The organism is Janthinobacterium silvisoli (assembly GCF_014200725.1).
Taxonomy (GTDB): domain Bacteria; phylum Pseudomonadota; class Gammaproteobacteria; order Burkholderiales; family Burkholderiaceae_D; genus Janthinobacterium.
The window spans coordinates 234,827-255,588 of sequence record NZ_JACHCL010000004.1 but is presented as its reverse complement, the minus strand read 5'-3'; the positions used below and the strand labels follow the sequence as shown (position 1 = coordinate 255,588).

The window sequence follows — 20,762 nt, the reverse complement described above, 5'->3', positions numbered from 1 at the left end:
GGCGGGGTTCTTCAACCCGATAGGACAGACATGGCACACACAATTCACGTTGACGTGGTTTCCGCTGAAGAACTGATTTTTTCAGGCGAAGCAGAATTCGTCGCGTTGCCGGGTGAGCAGGGCGAGCTGGGTATCTACCCACGCCACACGCCTTTGATTACCCGCATCCGTCCGGGCGCGGTCCGCATCAAGGTAGTCGGCCAGGCTGAAGAAGAATTCGTCTTCGTTGCTGGCGGCCTGCTGGAAGTGCAGCCCGATACCGTGACCGTCCTGGCCGATACCGCGATCCGCGGTCACGACCTGGATGAAGCGAAAGCGCTGGAAGCGAAGAAGTTGGCGGAAGAAAATATCCACAACAAGGATTCGGGCATCGACTACGCGCAAGCGCAAGCTGAGCTGGCCAGTGCAATTGCACAGCTGGCAGCGATCCAGAAGCTGCGTCAGCATTAATTTGCAGACCAGCAGCAAATCCAAAAGGCAGCCTACGGGCTGCCTTTTTTTATGCGCCTGCCTTATCGCATCAGCTGCACATGCCGTAAGCCTTGCGCTCATCAAAATAGCGGTAGGTGAAGGTGCGCACCGGGTAGCGCTTGCCGCCGACCAGCATGTCGGGCATGGACAGGTCAAAACGCTGCGGCATCTGGCGCGGCAGTTGCAAGCGGATGCGCCACTGCGTCTCCTTGCTGTTGCCCACGGCGGCAAACATGATGGGCAGCTGTTCGATGACGTCGACGATTTCCGCCTTCTGGTTCATGCCGCGCTGGTAGATGGTCAGGATCTTGGCCGTTGCGAACGGTTCCTTGTGCGGCTCTTGCAGCAAAAAGGACAGACGCGTAAAGCTGGCCTGGGTACCGACGGGGAGCGTAAAGATCAATGCCAGTTCCGTGCCGCCTTCTTTCAGGTTGACGGGCGGCGTGGCGTAGATGCTGATACCGCGCGGCAGCTCGAAACGCGAGCCTTCCGTCCACGTTTTGCACTCGGGCGTCGTGGCCTGGTACAGGCTGGGCGCCGTGTAATCGTCGCAGGCAGAAACGAGCAGCAGCAGTGGCAGGGCGAGTAGAGCAGAGCGGCGCATGGCGATCACAGGTGGGGACAGGAGCCGACAGTGTAAGCGATCCACCGGCACGCTACCAGCACGGCTTGTCGTGTTGCGATGCAGCATAACGTTGCCCGATGTAGCCGGGCGCTGGCGTTATGGCAGCTATCCGGCATACCATCATGCTCATACGTGTCGCCTGACAGTGGTCTGAGGTCTGAGCGATGCGCCTCCCCACTTTGCAAAGGAAGCAGCATGAGTTCAATATTGGGTATCAGCGGCGATGCATACATTGACGGCAAGGCCGTGCGCGGCACGCAAGCGTCTTTCCAGGCGTTTGACCCGGCGCAGGGCGTGGAAATCGGGCCCGATTTTTATACGGTCGATAGCAGCCAGATCGACCAGGCCTGCCGCGCGGCGCAAGCTGCTTTCGATCCGTACCGCGCTACCAGCAACGCACAGCGGGCCGACTTCCTGGAAGCCATCGGTGCGCAGATACTGGCCTTGGGCGATGCATTGATCGTACGGGCCATGGCGGAAAGCGGCTTGCCGCGCGCGCGCCTGGAAGGGGAGCGGGGCCGCACGGTGGCTCAGCTAAAACTGTTTGCCGACTTGCTGCGTGAAGGTAAGTGGCAGGATATCCGCGTCGACCAGGCACTGCCTGAGCGCACGCCGCCGCGCCCTGAACTGCGGCTGCGCATGATAGGCCTGGGGCCGGTGGCCGTGTTCGGTGCAAGTAATTTTCCGCTGGCGTTTTCGGTGGCGGGTGGCGACACGGCGGCGGCACTGGCGGCCGGTTGCCCGGTGGTGGCCAAGGCCCATCCGGCCCATCCCGGTACCTCTGAACTGGTGGCCCGCGCCATCGTGCAAGCGGTGGCTGATTGTGGTTTGCCGGCTGGTGTCTTCAGCTTGCTGACGGGCGTGGGCAATGCGCTGGGGGGCGAGCTGGTGCGCCATCCCGCCATCCAGGCCGTCGGTTTTACCGGCTCGCGCCAGGGCGGCGTGGCCTTGATGGCGATTGCCGCCGCCCGCCCGCAGCCTATTCCCGTGTATGCGGAAATGAGCAGCATTAATCCCGTGTTCCTGCTGCCGCAGGCGCTGGCCGCGCGCGGTGAGTCGATTGCCGCCGGCCTGGCTGCCTCGTTGACCATGGGCGTGGGCCAGTTCTGTACCAATCCTGGCCTGGTACTCGGGCTGGCCGGCAGCCATTTCGAACATTTCAGTTTTAGTCTTGCCAAGGCATTGGGGGCGGCGCCGCCCGGCGTCATGCTGACGCCTGGTATCGCCGCCAACTACCAGCGCGGTGTGGCGCATCTGGCTAGCCAGGACGATGTGCGGGCCATGCTGGAACCGGTGGCATCCGATACTTGCAAGGCATTTCCGGCAGTGTTCCGCACAACGAGCGCAGCCTTTCTTGCCAGCGCCGCGCTGGCCGACGAAGTGTTCGGCCCCGTTACCTTGCTGGTCGAATGCGCGGACGTTGATGAGATGCTGACTATTGCGGAACAGCTGGAAGGGCAGTTGACGGCGACCCTGCAGATGGATGGCGGCGATCTGGAGGCTGCCCGCCGCCTGCTACCGGCGCTGGAGCGCAAGGTAGGCCGCATCCTCGCCAATGGTTATCCTACGGGCGTGGAAGTGGCCAGCGCCATGGTGCATGGCGGGCCGTATCCCGCCACCTCGGACGGCCGCAGTACCTCGGTAGGCACGGCGGCCATTTACCGCTTCCTGCGCCCTGTGTGCTACCAGAATTTTGATCTAGCCTTGCTGCCAGAGGCCTTGCGCGATAACGTGCCTGGATAATCCTGATACAGATGCAGGAAGAAGAAAAGGCGCTGCGGCGCCTTTTTTTCATGGCTAGCCCTTTGCTGCATTGCAATAAGAATAATCATCAAGCCTTTTGGTGATTTTCGTAATTGCAGTGCTCAAGGGCTGCGCGCAGAATCGGTTCCACCTCTTCCACAATGTCTTCGAGAGTCCAGCATGCAGCCGATTTCACCGTCCACCCTCCTGCCTGTCGATCTGCACGCCGCCGTACTGGTGGGCCGTATCTGGCGCGATGGTCCCTGCGTCATCGTTGTGCGCAACGGTGAAGTGATCGACATCACGCCAACAGTCGCCACGGTGTCGGGGCTGTTTGAAAGCAGCGATGCACTCGGTATCGCCCGCCATGCGCCAGGTGTTTCGCTGGGCCCGGTACAGGCGCTGCTGGAGCTAGCCTTGCAAGCGCCATATGATCAGCCCCTGTTATTGGCGCCATGCGACCTGCAAGCGATCAAGGCGTGCGGCGTGACGTTTGCCGTCAGCCTGCTTGAGCGCGTGATCGAAGAACAGGCAGGCGGCGATGCAGCCCGCGCCGCCAGCCTGCGCAGCGCGCTGCAAGACACCCTGGGCAGCGATTTGTCGGCCCTGCGCCCTGGCTCCGAGGCGGCGCAGCGTCTGAAGCAGCAATTGCAGCAGCAGGGCGCATGGTCGCAGTATATGGAAGTGGGCATCGGTCCCGATGCGGAAGTGTTCACCAAGGCGCAAGCCATGTCCTCGGTGGGCTGCGGCGCGCAAGTGGGCTTGCTGCCGAACTCCGTGTGGAACAACCCGGAGCCGGAGATCGTCCTGGCCGTCAACAGCCGTGGCGAGGTGCTGGGAGCGACCCTGGGCAACGATGTAAATTTGCGCGACATCGAAGGGCGCAGCGCGCTCTTGCTGGGTAAGGCCAAGGATAACAATGGCTCCTGCGCCATCGGCCCGTTCATCCGCCTGTTCGATGAAGACTTTACGCTCGATAGCGTGCGCCAGGCGGAAGTATCGCTGCTGATCGAAGGCGCGGATGACGGTTTTGTGCTGGAAGGCGCCAGCTTCATGCGCGAAATCAGCCGCGACCCGCTGGACCTGGTACGCCAGACGGCAGGTGATTATCACCAGTATCCCGATGGCTTCATGCTCTTCCTGGGCACCATGTTCTCGCCCGTGAAAGACCGCGACGTGCCAGGTGGTGGCTTTACGCACCACCTGGGCGACAGAGTCACCATCGCCAGCGCCAGGCTGGGTGCACTGGTCAACGAAGTGCAGCGCTGCGATGCGATTGCCCCGTGGACGTTTGGCGTGCGCGCCTTGTACCAAAGCCTGGCCCAGCGCGGCTTGCTCTGATCTGATTTAAAAATAAGAGAGACTACCTTATGCAGCATGCAACCTATCCAAGCCTGGCCAACAAGCACGTCGTTATCACGGGCGGTGGCACCGGCATCGGCGTCGCCATCGTCGAAGCATTTGCGCGCCAGGGCGCCCAGGTTACCTTTCTCGATATCGCCAGCGAGGCTTCGCAGGCACTGGAAGCACAGTTGGCAGACCTGCCGCAGCCGCCGCGTTTTCGCTATTGCGACCTGACTGACCTCACAGCTCTGGTCGATACGTTTACCGACATTGAAAATACCAGCGGCGCAGCCGATATCCTCGTCAACAACGCCGCCAATGATGACCGCCACCAGCTGCAAAACGTGACGCCAGCCTATTGGGATGAACGCATCGCCGTGAACCTGCGCCATCAGTATTTTTGCGCCCAGGCCGTGGCACCTGCGATGCGGGCCAAACGCAGTGGCGTGATCCTCAACCTGGGGTCGATTTCCTGGCACCTGGCACAGGCGAACCTGTCGATCTACATGACAGCCAAGGCGGGCATCGAAGGTTTGACGCATGGACTGGCGCGCGATCTGGGCGCCGATGGCATCCGCGTCAACTGCATCATTCCCGGCGCCGTGCGCACGCCGCGCCAGGAGCGCTTGTGGCATACGCCGGAAGCGGAAGCCGTGATCCTGCAGGGTCAGTGTCTGCAAACACGGGTGGAACCACATGACGTGGCGGCGCTGGCGCTATTCCTCGCTTCGGATAACGCCGCCAAGTGCACGGGGCGCGAGTACTTTGTCGATGCAGGCTGGTACGGCGCATGAGCACCGCAAGCAAGCCAGTACGGCGCTTCCGCTCGCAGGACTGGTTCGATAATCCTGACCATATCGACATGACGGCGCTGTACCTGGAGCGCTTCATGAATTACGGGATCACGGCCGAGGAATTGCGTTCGGGCCGGCCCATCATCGGCATTGCGCAAAGCGGCAGCGACATCAGCCCCTGCAACCGCATCCACCTGGAATTGGCCAAGCGCGTGCGCGACGGCATCCGCGATGCGGGCGGCATCCCGATGGAATTCCCGCTGCACCCGATCTTTGAAAACTGTCGCCGCCCGACGGCGGCGCTGGACCGCAACCTGGCTTACCTGGGCCTGGTAGAAATCCTGCATGGCTATCCAATCGACGCCGTGGTGCTGACCACCGGCTGCGACAAGACCACGCCGGCGCAGCTGATGGCCGCTGCCACGGTCGACATCCCCGCCATCGTCCTGTCGGGTGGCCCCATGCTCGATGGCTGGATGGATGGCGAGTTGGTGGGGTCGGGTGCCGCCATCTGGAAGGGCCGCCGCCAGCTGGCCGCCGGCGCCATCGACAATGACAAATTCCTGCAGATTGCCGCCGCCTCGGCGCCCTCCGCCGGTCACTGCAACACCATGGGCACGGCGTCGACCATGAATGCACTGGCGGAAGCGCTGGGCATGTCGCTGACGGGCTGCTCGGCGATACCCGCACCCTACCGCGAACGGGGCCAGATCGCCTATGAAACGGGGCGCCGCATCGTCGCCCTGGCGCATGAAGACGTGCGGCCCTCACACATTTTGACGCGCGCCGCTTTTCTCGACGCGATCATCGTCAATGCCGCCATTGGCGGTTCGACCAATGCCCAGCCGCACCTGATGGCGATGGCTCGCCACGCGGGCGTGGAACTGCATTCGAGCGACTGGATGGCGCATGGTTACGATGTGCCGCTGCTGCTGAACATGCAGCCAGCCGGGAAATACCTGGGCGAGCGTTTCCACCGCGCTGGCGGCGTGCCGGCCGTGATGTGGGAATTGCAGCAGGCAGGCTTGCTGCATGCCGAACGCCTCACGGTCACGGGCCACAGCATGGCGGTCAATCTGGCGGGGCGTGAAAGTGCAGATCGCGAAATGATACGTCCGTTTAACGCTCCGCTGAAGGAAAAGGCGGGTTTTCTCGCGTTGCAGGGCAATCTGTTCGATTTCGCCATCATGAAAACCAGCGTGATCTCTGCCCGGTTCCGCGAACGCTACCTGTCGCGCCCCGGCAGCGAGGGCGTGTTTGAAGCGCGCGCCATCGTGTTTGACGGTTCTGCCGATTATCACGCGCGCATCAATGACCCGGCCCTGGCCATCGACGATAGCTGCATGCTGGTGATGCGCGGCGCCGGTCCCGTGGGCTGGCCCGGTTCGGCCGAGGTGGTCAATATGCAGCCGCCCGATGCACTGCTCAAGGCTGGCATACTGAACCTGCCGACCCTGGGCGATGGACGCCAGTCGGGTACCTCGGACAGCCCCTCGATTTTGAACGCCTCGCCAGAAAGCGCCGTGGGCGGCGGCCTGGCGCTGCTGCGCACGGGTGACATGATCCGCGTTGACCTGAACGCGGGCCGCTGCGACATGCTGGTCGACGCGCAGGAACTGGTCCGCCGTGCAGGAGAACTGCCACCACCGATCAATGACAGCGCGACGCCGTGGCAAGAGATATACCGCGCCAGCGTGGGTCAGCTGGAGACGGGTGCCTGCATGGAACTGGCCCTGAAATACCGCGCCGTGGGGCAGACGCTGCCACGCCATAACCATTGATGTAGGAAGCCGCAACACCTGTAGTGAAAAACGTCGTTAATAAAATCCAACAAGGAGACACGTAATGAACAAGATCATCAGTGCAGCCCTCATGACCGCCATGCTGGCGCTGGCCAGCAGCAGCGCCCTGGCCGACGCAAAAAATCCCAAGATCGGTTTTTCCATCGACGACCTGCGCGTGGAGCGCTGGACGCGCGACCGCGACTTCTTTATCGCCGCCGCCGAAAAGCAGGGCGCCAAGGTCTTCGTGCAGTCGGCCGACGCCAGCGAGCAGCGCCAGATCTCGCAAATTGAAAACCTGATTTCGCGCGGCGTGGACGTGCTGGTGATCGTGCCGTTCAATGCGACTGTGCTCAACAACACCGTCAAGGAAGCAAAAAAAGCCGGCATCAAGGTGCTGTCGTACGACCGCTTGATATTGAACGCCGATATCGACGCCTATATCTCCTTCGATAATGAGAAGGTAGGCGAGATGCAGGCCGAAGGCGTGGTCAAGCTGCAACCGAAGGGTAATTATTATCTGCTGGGCGGCGCACCGACCGACAACAACGCCAAGATGCTGCGCGAAGGGCAGATGAAAGTCTTGAAGCCGTATATCGACAAGGGCGATATCAAGATCGTGGGCCAGCAATGGGTGAAGGACTGGAGCGCTACCGAAGCCTTGTCCATCGTGGAAAACGCCTTGACGGCCAATAAAAACAAGATCGACGCCATCGTCGCCTCGAATGACGGCACGGCTGGCGGCGCCATCCAGGCTTTGGCTGCGCAAAAGCTGGCGGGCAAGGTACCGGTATCGGGCCAGGACGCTGACCTTGCGGCCGTCAAGCGCGTGATCGCCGGCACGCAGGCGATGACCGTCTACAAGCCATTGAAAACCATCGCCTCGGAAGCGGCCACCCTGGCCGTGCAACTGGCGCGCAATGAAAAACCTGCCTATAACTCCAGCTATGACAACGGCTTGAAAAAGGTCAGCACCGTGCTGTTGAAACCGACGCCTTTGACCAAGGCGAACGTGAATATTCTGGTGGATGATGGGTTTTATACCAAGGCTCAGTTGGGTAACTAAAAGCTGGGGTCAGACCCGTCGGGTCTGACCCCCGATTTCTGTTAATTCCAACGAGAGTGAGCATGTCTGACTATCTGCTTGAAATGAAAGGCATCGCCAAACAGTTTGGCGGTGTCCGCGCGCTTGATGGCATCGACCTGCAGGTGCGGGCCGGCGAGTGTATCGGCTTGTGCGGCGAGAATGGCGCCGGCAAGTCGACCTTGATGAAGGTGCTGTCCGGCGTTTATCCGCACGGTAGCTGGGATGGCGAAATCCTGTGGGAAGGCAAGCCGCTGCGGGCGCAGTCGATCCGCGACACGGAAAATGCCGGCATCATCATCATCCACCAGGAGCTGATGCTGGTACCGCAGCTGTCCGTGGCCGAAAATATCTTCATGGGCCGCGAAATTACCCTGCCTGGTGGGCGCATGCATTACGCAGCCATGTACAAGCGCGCCGACGAGCTGCTGCGTGAATTGAAGATACCGGAACTGAACGTGGCGCTGCCCGTGATGAATTACGGCGGCGGCCACCAGCAGCTGGTGGAAATCGCCAAGGCGCTCAACAAGAACGCGCGCCTGTTGATCCTCGATGAACCGTCGTCGTCGCTGACGGCGTCGGAAATCGCCGTATTGCTCGATATCCTGCGTGCCTTGAAGGCGCGTGGCGTCACCTGCATTTATATCTCGCACAAGCTCGACGAAGTGGCCGCCATCTGCGACACCATCGTCGTCATCCGCGACGGCAAGCATATCGCTACCACACCCATGGCACAGATGAATGTAGAGCGCATCATCGCGCAAATGGTGGGCCGTGAAATGAGCCAGCTGTATCCACAGCGCGGGCCGCATCCAGCCATCGGCGAGGTGCTGTTCGAGGCGCGCCACGTGACCTGTATCGATGCTGACAACCCGCAGCGCAAGCGGGTCGACGATGTGTCGTTCAGCTTGCGCAAGGGCGAGATCCTCGGTATCGCGGGCCTGGTCGGTGCGGGGCGCACGGAACTGGTTTCTGCCCTGTTTGGCGCTTATCAGGGGCCATGCCAGGCCGAAGTGTGGCTCGATGGCCAACGCATCGATACCTCGACGCCGCAAAAGGCGATTGCCAGGGGCCTGGCCATGGTGCCGGAAGACCGCAAGCACCACGGCATCGTGCCTGACCTCGATGTAGGGCAAAACATCACCCTGGCCGTGCTGGGACAATTTGCACACGCCACGCGCATTGATGGCGAAGCCGAACGGATGGCCGTGCGCGGTGAGATCGCACAGCTGGAATTAAAGGCGGCCAGCCCGACCTTGCCGATTACCAGTCTGTCTGGCGGCAACCAGCAAAAGGCCGTGCTGGCCAAGATGCTGCTGACACGTCCACGTGTGCTGATACTCGACGAACCGACGCGTGGCGTGGACGTGGGCGCCAAATATGAAATCTATAAATTGATGCTGGCGCTGGCAGACCAGGGCATGGCCATCATCATGGTGTCGTCGGAACTGGCAGAAGTGCTGGGCGTGTCCGACCGCGTGCTGGTGATGGGAGAAGGGCGGCTGCGCGGCGACTTTATCAACCATGGCCTGAGCCAGGAAACCGTGCTGGCGGCAGCGCTGGCCCAGCATCCGGCGCCCGGCGCCAACACTGCATACAAGGAATCCGCCGCATGAAAGCTATCAGCGTAAAACAGCTGTTCACCCAATACAAGATGCTGGCCCTGCTGATCGCCGTGGCGCTGATCTGGGCCTTTTTTTCGTGGAAGACGCAAGGCAGTTTTGTCACCCCGCGCAATCTGTCCAATCTGTTGCGCCAGATGTCCGTCACGGGCATCCTCGCCTGCGGCATGGTGCTGGTGATTATCGCCGGCGAGATCGACCTGTCGATCGGCTCTTTGCTGGGACTATTGGGCGGCATCGCCGCCGTGCTGGATGTGACTCAGCACTGGCCGCTGGCGCTGAACCTGGCGGCGGTGCTGGGCTGTGGCCTGGTGATCGGCCTGTTGAATGGCTACCTGACAGCGTATCGTGGCATACCGTCCTTTATCGTCGGGCTGGGCGGCATGCTGGCGTATCGCGGCATTTTGCTGGGCATCACGGGCGGCATCACGATTGCGCCCGTCTCTGATCCGCTGGTCTACCTGGGCCAGGGTTATCTGCCCGCCTTGCCCGGCATAGCACTCGGCATAGTCCTGTTCTTGCTGGCTGCGTTCCTGACGTGGCGGCAGCGCGCCAGCCGCGCCCAGCATGGCTTGCAGCAGACGGCAGCATGGGTGGATGGTTTGCGCGTGATCGTCATTGGCGCCGTGCTGTATGCCTTCGTGCAGACTTTGAATGATTATGAAGGCATCCCCCTGCCCGTGCTGCTCTTGTTGGCGCTGCTGGGCCTATTCAGCTACATCACCAGCCAGACCGTGTTTGGCCGCCGCATCTACGCCGTGGGCAGTAATATGGAGGCGACGCGCCTGTCGGGCATCAACGTCAAGGCCGTCAAGCTATGGATCTTCGGCATCATGGGCCTGATGTGCGCACTGGCGGGCCTGATCAACACGGGCCGCCTGGCGGCCGGTTCGCCGTCGGCCGGTACCTTCAGCGAGTTGGACGCCATCGCTGCCTGCTTCATCGGCGGCACCTCGATGCGGGGCGGTTCGGGCACCGTGTACGGCGCGCTGATCGGCGCGTTGGTGATGGCCAGCCTCGATAATGGCATGTCCATGCTGGACGTGGATACTTACTGGCAGATGATCGTAAAAGGCAGTATCCTCACCCTGGCAGTATGGGTAGACGTAAGTACACGTTCTGCACGCCGATAGCCCTGAAAAAACTGGCACGGAGGAGACACCATGAAGATGCCGACTGCGCATCGGATTGCGCTGCTGTTTAACGGGAATAAGATTTATGACCGCGATATCATCGCGGGCATTGCCGCTTATCTGAACACCACGCGCGTGTCGTGGGACTTGTTCCTGGAAGAGGATTTTCGCTGCCGCCTGCCCGGCATTGAACGCTGGCAGGGCGACGGCATCATCGCTGATTTCGACGATCCAGCCGTGTGCGCTGCCCTGGCGCACAGCCATGTTCCCGTGGTGGCGGTGGGCGGCTCGTATGCGCGCGATGAAGATTATCCGGCCGGCATACCCTACGTGGCCACCGATAACTTCAAGATCGTCAAACTGGCTTACGACCACCTGGTGGAAGCGGGGTTGACGCGCTTCGCCTGTTTCAGCCTGCCTGAGGCTGCTATCAACCGCTGGGCACAAGAGCGTGAAACGGCTTTTTGCGCCCTGATGGAGCGCGACCATATGCGCGCCGATGTCTATCGTGGCCTGGCCACCAGCGCTCCCTCATGGGATGAAGCGGTGGAACAGCAAATCGCCTGGCTCAATAGCCTGGAAAAACCGGTTGGTATCATCGCGGTCAGCGATGCGCGTGCGCGCCAGTTGCTGCAGGCGTGCATGCATGCGGGGATCGCCGTGCCGGAACAGGTGGCACTGATCGGTATCGACAATGACCCGCTGGCGCGCATGCTGACGCGTATTCCCTTAAGTTCCGTGATCCAGGGTACAGAGGAAATGGGCCGCACCGCTGCCCATTTGCTGCACCAGATGCTCAATGGCATGCGCCTGCCCGCCACCCGCATCCTGGTGCCGCCGGCCGGTTTGAACGTGCTGGCCTCTACCCGCCATCAACCGTTCCAGCATCCGCAGGTGATGCAGGCGCGCCATTTCATCCGCCAGTACGCCTGCCAGGGCATCAAGACGGAACAGGTGGCCGACTACGTGGGCGTATCGCGCTCTTCGCTGGAAGCGCATTTCCGCCATGAGCTGGGGCGCAGCGTGCATGATGAAATCCTGCACTTCAAGCTCGATGCAGCCAAAACCCTTCTAGTGCGCGAACCGGGCCAGGTGGCGGAGGTGGCCGTGCGCTGCGGCTTTACCACGGTGCAGTATATGCATGCCGTGTTCAAGCGCGAACTCGGTTGTACGCCGCGCGAATTCCAGCAGCGCAGCCGGCTGGCGACCACCCCTGGGCCGGCTGCATGATGCAGGCAGAGGTGGATCTCGTCCACACGCTGCGCAATGGGCGCGGCATGCGCGTGACCATCAGCGCACGCGATGCCAGCTTGCTGTCCTGGTGGGCGCCTGACCGCTATGGCCGCATGGCCGATGTGCTGGCCGTTCCCATGCGGGCAAGCTTGCCGATGGACTGCTTATGCGATGTAGTATCCGATACCAGTTTGTTACTGCGCCTGCAGCGCGATGGCGTGGCCGAGCGCTTGCGTTACCGTCTCGATGACGAAGGCTGCCTGCATATCGATTACGAGGCGACAGCCCTGAACCGTGCGCGCATCACCTTGCCTGTACCCGCGTTCAACCTGCGCGGCCACGAGATCAGTGTGGGTGACCATATACTGAGCCTGTCCGCCGACCGTTATTTTCCCTGCAAAGCTGCTGGAACTATGCCGCTCGATGTGGCGGGCACCGCTTTTGATTTTCGCCAGCCTGCTCCCATCGCCGCACGGCTGGCATGGCCCGGCACCCGCTGCGCCGCTGGTCTTGATCATGTATTTTGCCTGGCCAGGATTGGCGAACTGCGCGAAGTTGTAAAAATAGTCGACCCGGCATCTGGCAGGGTGCTACGCTTTTTCAGCTGCGGACGGCAACTGCATGTGCAGACCGATGCCAGCCGCTTTTTCCTGGCGCCGGCGGCACTGGACTTGCTGCCTGGCCATACCGTACGGCAAACGCTGGTCTACCGCCTGGGCGTGGCCGATATCGATGCCTTGGGCATCAGCGAAAAAATCAATCAGGAGACATGATGGAAATACAAGCCGAATTGCTGGTCGATGCACGCAATATCCTGGGCGAGGGCGTGCGCTGGTGCGAACGCAGTGGCCGCGTTTTCTGGACCAATATCGAAGGCCGCCAGCTGCATGCGCTGGTGCTGGCCACGGGTGAGCGCCAGCACTGGGATATGCCGGAACGGCTGGCCTGTTTTAGCTTGACGGACAACGATGATGTACTGTTGCTGGGACTGGCCACGCAACTGGCATGGTTCCAGCTGCATAACGGGCTCGTGACACCCTTACACGCGGTGGAGGCTGGCCTACCCATGACCCGCGTCAACGATGGTCGCTGTGACCGCCAGGGACGCTTTGTATTCGGTACCCTGGATGAACGCTCCAGCCGCGAAGCCATCGGCAGCTTTTACCGCTTGAATCTGGACCTGAGCCTGGAGCGCCTGCCGCTGCCGCCCGTTGCCATTTCAAACAGCATCTGCTTCAGCGTCGATGGCACGGCCATGTATTTTTGCGATTCGCTGAAAAAGGCGATTTACCGCTGGGACGATTACCTGGGTGGTGACGCCCGCCAGGTGCGTGTGTTTGCCGTACTCGACGCCGGCCCTGGCGCGGCCGATGGCGCCACCATCGATGCACATGATCAGTTGTGGAGTGCACAGTGGGGCGCCAGCCGCGTGGTGCGCTACGCGCCTGACGGCAGCATCGAGCGTAGCGTCAGCCTGCCCGTATCGCAGCCCAGCTGCGTGAGCCTGGGCGGGCCGCAGTACGATGAATTATTTATCACCACGGCGCAGGAAAACCTCAAGCCGGCTCAACTGGCAATCGAACCACTGGCTGGTGGCCTGTTCCGCGCACGCCAGCCTGGTGTGCGCGGTTTGCCTGAAGTGCGCTTTGGCGCGGCATTCACTTGCAATGCCTAAAAAACCGTAGCGAGCGGAAGGTAGAGGTGGTCGAGAAGCGCAACCGTACTAGGTACGGGGCCGCCGAGGCGGTGAGCATCGCAGACCGCCTATACCGACGCGCAGTAGGTTTTTATTTATTTTTGTTGATCACATCGATAAACACGGCTGCCAGCAAGACCAGACCCTTGATCACTTGCTGGTAATCGATGCCGATGCCCATGATGGACATGCCGTTATTCATCACGCCCATGATGAAGGCGCCGATCACGGCCCCCATCACCTTGCCGACGCCACCCGACGCCGATGCGCCGCCGATAAAGCAGGCGGCGATCACGTCCAGTTCAAAACCGGTACCGGCCTTGGGCGTGGCGGTGTTCAGGCGGGCAGCGAAGATCAGGCCAGCCAGCGCGGCCAGCATGCCCATATTGACGAAGGTGTAGAAGCTGACCCGTTCAGTCTTGATGCCAGACAGGCGTGCCGCTTTTTCATTGCCGCCGACGGCGTACACGCGCCGTCCCAGCACGGTGCGGTTGGTAACAAAGGTGTAGGCGACGATCAGCACCGACATCACCGCCAGCACATTCGGAAAACCCCGGTAGGAAGCCAGCAAATAACTGAAGTACACCATCACGGCGGCGAACACGCCATTCTTGAGCAGGAAAAAAGCGCGCGGTTCGTTTTCCATGCCGTGCCTGAGCTGCTTGGCGCGGCTGCGCAGCGAAGTAAAGATCAGGGCTGCGGCAGCGGCCACGCCCAGCAGCAGCGACAGGCCGCGCAGGTTTTGGCCGCCGAAAGGGTCAGGCAAAAAGCCGGAACTGAGCATCTGGAAGCCGGGTGGGAAAGGGCCGACCGACTGACCCGCCAGCAGTGCCAGCGTCAAGCCCTTGAACACCAGCATGCCAGCCAGGGTGACGATGAAGGAGGGGATGCGGAAGAAAGCCACGAAATACCCTTGCGCGCCGCCGATGATGGCGCCGGCAAGCAGGCAAATCACGCTGGCGGCGACAAAATTCATCTCGTAATTGACAATCAGTACGGCCGCCAGCGCGCCGACAAAGCCGACCACCGAGCCTACCGATAAATCGATATGGCCAGCCACGATCACCATCAGCATGCCCAGCGCCATGATGACGATATAGCTGTTTTGCAGTACCAGGTTGGTCAGGTTCAGCGGCTGCATCAGGGTGCCCTCGGTCATGTACTCGAAAAAGCCCATGATGACGATCAGCGACAGCAGCATGCCGTAGTCGCGCATATTGTTTTTCAAGAAGCCGGTATAGCTGCGCGCGGGCGTTGCTGTTTCGGGAGCGGGCGTGATCGGCGCGCTGGTGATGTTAGTGTCCATTACTATTGTCTCCGTGTGTGACGATGGCGCGCATGATTTTTTCCTGCGTCGCTTCGGCCGCGCTCAGTTCAGCGGCGAACCTGCCTTCATTCATGACATAAATCCGGTCGCACATGCCCAGCAACTCCGGCATTTCCGATGAAATCATGACGATGCATTTACCTTCGGCGGCCAGTTCATTAATGATGCTGTAGATTTCATACTTGGCACCCACATCGATGCCGCGGCTAGGCTCGTCGAGTATCAAGATGTCGGGCCGCGAAAACAGCCATTTGGCCAGCACCACTTTTTGCTGGTTGCCGCCGGACAGATTGACGACTTTTTGCAGGATGCTGGAGCAGCGGATTTTCAGCTTGCGGCGAAATTCCTCGGCCACGCCAAATTCGCGTGCCTCATCGATCACCAGATGGTGCGACACCGCGCCCAGGTTAGCCAGGCTGGTGTTTTTCTTGATGTCTTCTTCCAGGATCAAGCCCAGTCCCTTGCGGTCTTCCGTGACGTAGGCCAGGCCGTGAGTAATCGCCTTGCCGATCGAACTGACATCGATTTCCACGCCGTTTTTCAATACCGTGCCGCTGATGCGCTGGCCGTAAGAACGGCCGAAAATGCTCATCGCCAGCTCGGTGCGGCCGGAACCCATCAAGCCGGCGATGCCGATCACTTCGCCTTTTTTTGCATGCAGATTGATGCCCTTGATGATGGCGCGGTCGGCATGCTCCGGGTGGAATACGCGCCAGTCGCGCACCTCGAAGATGGTATCGCCGATGGCTGGGGTGCGCGGTGGATAACGGTCGGCCATTTCACGCCCGACCATTTTTTCGATGATGCGGTCTTCGCTGACCGGCCCCGCGCGGCAATCAAAACTGTCGACCGTATTGCCGTCGCGCAGCACCGTAATCGCATCGGCGACGCGCGAAATTTCATTCAGTTTGTGTGAAATCAGGATGGAGGCGATGCCTTGCTGCTTCAAGCCCAGTAACAGGGTCAGTAGCGCATCGCTATCGCTTTCATTCAGGCTGGCGGTAGGTTCGTCGAGGATCAGGAGCTTGACGTCCTTGCACAGCGCTTTGGCGATTTCAATCAATTGCTGCTTGCCGACGCCCAGTTTGTTGACCAGGGTATCGGGCGACTCTTTCAAGCCTACCTTATGCAGCAATTCACGGGTCTTCGCTTGCGCGTATTCCCAGTCGATGACGCCATTTCTGGCTGGCTCGTTACCGAGAAAAATATTTTCCGCGATCGATAGCAGCGGCACCAGGGCCAGCTCCTGATGAATGATGATGATGCCGATTTCTTCGCTATCCTTGATGCCGCGAAATTGCCGGGTCTGGCCCTGGTAATCGATGTCGCCACTATAGCTGCCGTGGCCATACACGCCGCTCAGCACTTTCATCAGGGTGGATTTGCCGGCGCCATTTTCGCCAACGATGGCGTGGATTTCGCCGCTGCGTACCTGCAGATTGACGTTGTCGAGCGCAACCACGCCCGGAAACGTCTTCCGTATCCCGCGCATTTCCAGGATAGTGTTCGTCATATAAACCTCTCTGGCAAGGTGGGGCATCAGGGATGACGCCACACCTTGCTGCACCTTTCATGACGTCTCGCAAAACCGTAGCGAGCGGCCCGAGTTTCTGACCGAGAAGCGCAGCTGTGCGGATGCACAGTGAGCATCGGAGGTCGGAAAATCGCGTCGCGCAGTAGGTTTGGCGAGATGTCTTTTATTTGACTTGCGCTTCGGTGTAATAGCCGCTGCCCGTAACTAATACCTGCTTCCAGTTCGCCTTGTCGACGATGACCGGTTTCAGCAGATAGGAAGGCACGACCTTGACGCCATTGTTATAGGTCTTGGTGTCGTTGACGGTCGGTGTTTTACCGCTCAACATGGCGTCGACCATATTGGCTGTGACTTTCGCCAGCTCGCGCGTGTCCTTGAACACGGTGGAAGCCTGTTCGCCCCGGATGATCGATTTGACCGAAGGGATTTCCGCATCCTGGCCGGTGACGACAGGGAAGGGCTGTTGCGGCGTGCCGTAGCCGACGCCTTTCAGCGACGACAGAATACCGATGCTCAAGCCGTCGTACGGCGACAGCACGGCATCGACGCGGGCGTTGCCGTAATAGGCGCTGAGCAGATTATCCATGCGCGCCTGCGCCACTGCGCCATCCCAGCGCAGGGTGGCGACTTTGTCCATGCCCATCTGCTTCGAGCGCACCACCAGCTTGCCCTTGTCGATATACGGTTTCAAGACCGACATGGCGCCGTTGTAAAAGAAGTGGGCATTGTTATCGTCGGCCGAACCGCCAAACAATTCAATATTGAACGGACCCTTGCCTTCCTTCAGATGCAGCGCGCTTTCGATGTAGCCTGCCTGCAGCACGCCAACCTGGAAGTTGTCGAAGGTGGCGTAATAATCGATGTTCGCCGTGCCGCGTATCAGGCGGTCATAGGAAATCACCTTGATGCCCTTGTCGGCCGCTTTTTTCAGTACGTCAGAGAGGGTGGTGCCATCGATCGCCGCGATCACCAGCACCTTGGCGCCCTTGGTGATCATGTTTTCCACTTGCGCCAGCTGGTTGGGAATATCGTCGTCGGCGAATTGCAGGTCGGTCTTGTAGCCGCGTTCCTTGAATACCTTGACCATATTGTCGCCATCTGCGATCCAGCGCATCGACGATTTGGTCGGCATTGAAATACCGATCGCGCCCTTGTCGGCGGCGCTGGCCAGCGGTGCGATTGCCATGCCGGCCAATACCAGGCTGCCGATCAGCATTTTCATGGTTGTTTTCATTTCAGGTCTCCACCTTCTCTGATTGTTGGTTTGGATGCTGCTGTCAGTCGCGTCCTCTGCGGGACGGCTCCACACTGTCGTCGGGCCACGCGATGGCTGATACTAAATTGTCCACAGATATCTTTCTAATGACTTTTAAACGTTATCAGATATCGAAACAGGTATCAGCCGGGCGATCACGGCCATAACTACCCCAGCGTAACCCTCATGGGCACTTTCAGGTCAAAAAGACGGCATATTGATATCGTATTGAATATCGAATACCAATAAAAATTGATTAGAAAGATATCAATAGACACTTTATATTCTGGCCATTGCCTGGCTTGTGACAGCGCAGCAGCATCGAACAGCAAAAAACAGCAGAGGAAGCATCAGCATGTCTGAAAAGAAAAAAGTCGAGCTGCGCTCGGCGCAGTGGTTTGGCACGCAAGACAAGAACGGTTTCATGTACCGCAGCTGGATGAAAAACCAGGGCATCCCCGACCATGAATTCCAGGGCAAACCCATCATCGGCATTTGCAATACCTGGTCCGAACTGACGCCATGTAATGCCCACTTTCGCAAGCTGGCCGAACACGTCAAGCGAGGCATACTGGAAGCGGGAGGTTTCCCGGTCGAGTTTCCAGTGTTTTCCAACGGCGAATCGAATCTGCGGCCGACTGCGATGCTGACCCGTAACCTGGCTTCCATGGATGTGGAGGAATCGATACGCGGCAACCCCATGGATGCGGTGGTGCTGCTGGTGGGCTGCGACAAGACCACGCCGGCGCTGCTGATGGGCGCTGCCAGCTGCGACATCCCCACCATCGTGGTTTCTGGCGGGCCTATGTTGAACGGCAAGCTCGATGGCAAGGACATCGGCTCCGGCACGGCCGTGTGGCAATTGCACGAAGCCGTGAAGGCAGGTTCCATCACCATGCACCAGTTCATGGCAGCCGAATCGGGCATGTCGCGCTCGGCCGGCACCTGCAACACCATGGGCACGGCATCGACCATGGCCTGCATGGCCGAAGCGCTGGGCACCTCGCTGCCGCACAATGCGGCGATTCCGGCAGTCGATTCGCGGCGCTACGTCCTGGCCCATATGTCGGGCATACGCATCGTGGAAATGGTGTGGGAAGACTTGCGCCTGTCGAAAGTGCTGACCCGCGCAGCGTTTGAAAACGCGATCCGCGTCAACGCCGCCATCGGCGGTTCGACCAATGCCGTGATCCATCTGAAAGCAATAGCCGGGCGCATCGGCGTGCCGCTGGAACTCGAAGACTGGACCACTATCGGCAAGGGTACGCCGACCATCGTCGACCTGCTGCCCTCGGGTCGCTTCCTGATGGAAGAATTTTATTATGCGGGCGGCTTGCCTGGCGTGATACGCCGTCTTGGCGAAGGCGGCCTGGTGCCGCACAAGGATGCGCTGACCGTCAATGGCAAGACGCTGTGGGACAACTGTCTCGATGCGCCTGTGTATAACGATGAAGTTATCCGCAAGCTGGAGCAGCCTTTGATTGCCGACGGCGGTATCTGCATCTTGCGTGGCAACCTGGCGCCGCGCGGCGCCGTGCTGAAACCGTCGGCCGCATCGCCGGAACTGATGCAGCACCGGGGCCGGGCAGTGGTGTTCGAAGACTTTGACCATTACAAGCAGCGCATCAACGATCCTGATCTCGACGTCGACGCCAGCTCGGTGCTGGTGCTGAAAAATTGCGGCCCCAAGGGCTATCCCGGCATGGCGGAGGTGGGCAATATGGGACTGCCGCCCAAGCTGCTGGCGCAGGGTATCAAGGATATGGTGCGTATTTCAGATGCGCGCATGAGCGGCACTGCCTACGGCACGGTCGTCTTGCATGTGGCGCCGGAAGCGGCGGCCGGCGGGCCGCTGGCCATCGTGCACGACGGCGACTACATCAGCCTTGATTGCCATGGCGGCAGCTTGAACCTCGACATCACGGAGGAAGAACTGGCCAGCCGCATGGCGCTGCGGCCGGCACCACCGGCCATGCCATTCAAGAACGGCTATCAGCAACTGTATATCGAGCGCGTGCTGCAAGCCGATGAAGGCTGCGATTTCGACTTCCTGGTCGGTCAGCGCGGCGCCGCCGTACCCAAGCACTCGCATTAAGGATAAAGACTATGCTGCTCGTTCAATTCATAGACCCGCAAGGCCAGCGCCGCGTGGGCATGCTGGAACAGGAACAGATCCGCGTTATCGATGGTTACGCCAGCACTTATGCACTGGCTCGTGCCGCCATTGCGGCGAAGACGGGCCTGGCACAACTGGCAAGCGCCTCGCTGGGCCAGACAAGCTACCGTTTTGAAGACATCGCTGCTGCTGGCAGTTTATTGACGCCGCTGGATCATTTTGATGACGCCCATTGCCATGTCACCGGCACCGGCCTGACGCATCTGGGCAGTGCCGATACGCGCGATGCCATGCATCAGAAAATCGGCGGCGATGCCGCTGCGCTGAGCGACAGCATGCAGATGTTCCGCATGGGTGTGGAAGGTGGCAAGCCACCTGCTGGCCAGCGCGGCGTGCAGCCGGAATGGTTTTACAAGGGCGATGGCAGCATCGTCAAGGCCAGCGGCCAGCTTCTGGTGATGCCTGCATTTTCGCTCGATGGCGGCGAAGAGCCGGAAATCGCCGGCCTGTATGTGATCGGCGACGATGGCCAGCCTTACCGGGCCGGCTACGCCATCGGCAATGAGTTTTCCGACCATATTACCGAGCGCCAGAACTATCTTTACCTGGCCCATTCCAAACTGCGCGCCTGCGGCCTGGGGCCGGCGCTGCTGGTCGGTGAGTTGCCCGATCACGTGGCTGGCACTTCGCGCATCTATGACAGGCAAGGTACGCTGCGCTGGGAAAAACCTTTCCTCAGCGGCGAACAGAATATGTCGCACACCATCGCCAACCTGGAATACCACCATTTCAAATACCCGCTATTTCGCCGGCCCGGCGATGTGCACATCCATTTCTTCGGCACCGCGACCCTGAGTTTTGCCGATGGCGTCGTAGTGGCGGCCGGTGACACCTATGAAATCGAGGCGCCCGTGTTTGGCCCGGCCTTGCGCAATACGCTGGCAGTGCAGGCGGACACCAGCACTGCGGTGATTACCCTATAAGTGCATGCAGCAGGCGGATGC

General features: G+C 60.3%; 17 protein-coding genes. 13 read left to right on the top strand and 4 right to left on the bottom strand.

The features are described 5' to 3' along the window. Nucleotides 1-30: 30 nt before the first annotated feature. Complete coding sequence (locus HDE75_RS20190) at nucleotides 31-450, top strand: F0F1 ATP synthase subunit epsilon (RefSeq protein ID WP_183679465.1); 420 nt, start codon at nucleotides 31-33, stop codon at nucleotides 448-450. Nucleotides 451-520: 70 nt separating this feature from the next. Here the strand turns inward: HDE75_RS20190 and HDE75_RS20185 are convergent, their stop codons facing one another. After that, nucleotides 521-1,075, bottom strand: coding sequence for a hypothetical protein (locus HDE75_RS20185; RefSeq protein WP_183679467.1), 555 nt, complete (start codon nucleotides 1,073-1,075; stop codon nucleotides 521-523). A gap of 216 nt (nucleotides 1,076-1,291) precedes the next feature. Between HDE75_RS20185 and HDE75_RS20180 the strand changes: the two genes are divergently transcribed. The 10 genes from HDE75_RS20180 to HDE75_RS20135 all read left to right on the top strand — a co-directional run bounded on the left by HDE75_RS20180 (nucleotide 1,292) and on the right by HDE75_RS20135 (nucleotide 13,505). Beyond that, a complete protein-coding gene (locus HDE75_RS20180) occupies nucleotides 1,292-2,839 on the top strand; it encodes an aldehyde dehydrogenase (NADP(+)) (RefSeq protein ID WP_409254925.1) in 1,548 nt (515 codons plus the stop codon). Nucleotides 2,840-3,019: 180 nt separating this feature from the next. Then, the gene (locus HDE75_RS20175; protein WP_183679469.1) at nucleotides 3,020-4,180 is read left to right on the top strand and encodes a fumarylacetoacetate hydrolase family protein; all 1,161 of its coding nucleotides are present in this window, start codon (nucleotides 3,020-3,022) and stop codon (nucleotides 4,178-4,180) included. A 29-nt stretch (nucleotides 4,181-4,209) separates the two neighbouring features. Continuing rightward, nucleotides 4,210-4,977, top strand: coding sequence for an SDR family NAD(P)-dependent oxidoreductase (locus HDE75_RS20170; RefSeq protein WP_183679471.1), 768 nt, complete (start codon nucleotides 4,210-4,212; stop codon nucleotides 4,975-4,977). Beyond that, a complete protein-coding gene (locus tag HDE75_RS20165) occupies nucleotides 4,974-6,758 on the top strand; it encodes an IlvD/Edd family dehydratase (RefSeq protein ID WP_183679473.1) in 1,785 nt (594 codons plus the stop codon). Before HDE75_RS20170 ends, HDE75_RS20165 begins: the two co-directional genes overlap by 4 nt. Before the next feature lie 64 nt (nucleotides 6,759-6,822). Further along, the gene (xylF, locus tag HDE75_RS20160) at nucleotides 6,823-7,824 is read left to right on the top strand and encodes a D-xylose ABC transporter substrate-binding protein (protein ID WP_221291951.1); all 1,002 of its coding nucleotides are present in this window, start codon (nucleotides 6,823-6,825) and stop codon (nucleotides 7,822-7,824) included. Nucleotides 7,825-7,886: 62 nt separating this feature from the next. Continuing rightward, nucleotides 7,887-9,458 carry a D-xylose ABC transporter ATP-binding protein gene (gene xylG / locus HDE75_RS20155; RefSeq protein ID WP_183679475.1) on the top strand — a complete coding sequence of 524 codons (1,572 nt, stop codon included), beginning with the start codon at nucleotides 7,887-7,889 and terminating at the stop codon, nucleotides 9,456-9,458. Further along, nucleotides 9,455-10,597, top strand: coding sequence for a sugar ABC transporter permease (locus HDE75_RS20150; RefSeq protein ID WP_183679477.1), 1,143 nt, complete (start codon nucleotides 9,455-9,457; stop codon nucleotides 10,595-10,597). The genes xylG and HDE75_RS20150 overlap by 4 nt, the downstream gene beginning before the upstream one ends. Nucleotides 10,598-10,627: 30 nt before the next feature. Continuing rightward, complete coding sequence (locus HDE75_RS20145) at nucleotides 10,628-11,827, top strand: XylR family transcriptional regulator (RefSeq protein WP_183679479.1); 1,200 nt, start codon at nucleotides 10,628-10,630, stop codon at nucleotides 11,825-11,827. 11 nt (nucleotides 11,828-11,838) lie between these two features. After that, nucleotides 11,839-12,603 (top strand): aldose epimerase family protein, encoded by a 765-nt coding sequence (locus HDE75_RS20140; protein WP_183679481.1) that lies wholly within the window; start codon nucleotides 11,839-11,841, stop codon nucleotides 12,601-12,603. Further along, nucleotides 12,603-13,505, top strand: a complete 903-nt coding sequence (locus tag HDE75_RS20135; protein WP_221291950.1) for an SMP-30/gluconolactonase/LRE family protein — start codon at nucleotides 12,603-12,605, stop codon at nucleotides 13,503-13,505. The genes HDE75_RS20140 and HDE75_RS20135 overlap by 1 nt, the downstream gene beginning before the upstream one ends. Nucleotides 13,506-13,617: 112 nt before the next feature. Here HDE75_RS20135 and mmsB read toward each other — a convergent pair whose 3' ends face one another. From mmsB to chvE, 3 genes are all read right to left on the bottom strand, one after another. Beyond that, on the bottom strand, nucleotides 13,618-14,832 hold the full coding sequence (gene mmsB, locus HDE75_RS20130) for a multiple monosaccharide ABC transporter permease (protein WP_183679483.1): 1,215 nt from the start codon (nucleotides 14,830-14,832) through the stop codon (nucleotides 13,618-13,620). Continuing rightward, nucleotides 14,822-16,366 carry a multiple monosaccharide ABC transporter ATP-binding protein gene (gene mmsA / locus HDE75_RS20125; RefSeq protein ID WP_183679485.1) on the bottom strand — a complete coding sequence of 515 codons (1,545 nt, stop codon included), beginning with the start codon at nucleotides 16,364-16,366 and terminating at the stop codon, nucleotides 14,822-14,824. The genes mmsB and mmsA overlap by 11 nt, the downstream gene beginning before the upstream one ends. Before the next feature lie 184 nt (nucleotides 16,367-16,550). Then, entirely contained in the window at nucleotides 16,551-17,573 is a 1,023-nt protein-coding gene (chvE, locus tag HDE75_RS20120) for a multiple monosaccharide ABC transporter substrate-binding protein (protein ID WP_409254928.1), read from the bottom strand. 424 nt (nucleotides 17,574-17,997) lie between these two features. On the opposite strand from chvE, the gene HDE75_RS20115 reads away from it, so the two are divergent. Continuing rightward, nucleotides 17,998-19,737 carry an IlvD/Edd family dehydratase gene (locus tag HDE75_RS20115; protein WP_183679489.1) on the top strand — a complete coding sequence of 580 codons (1,740 nt, stop codon included), beginning with the start codon at nucleotides 17,998-18,000 and terminating at the stop codon, nucleotides 19,735-19,737. Between the two features lie 11 nt (nucleotides 19,738-19,748). Further along, nucleotides 19,749-20,741, top strand: coding sequence for an AraD1 family protein (araD1, locus tag HDE75_RS20110; RefSeq protein WP_183679491.1), 993 nt, complete (start codon nucleotides 19,749-19,751; stop codon nucleotides 20,739-20,741). Nucleotides 20,742-20,762 lie beyond the last annotated feature (21 nt).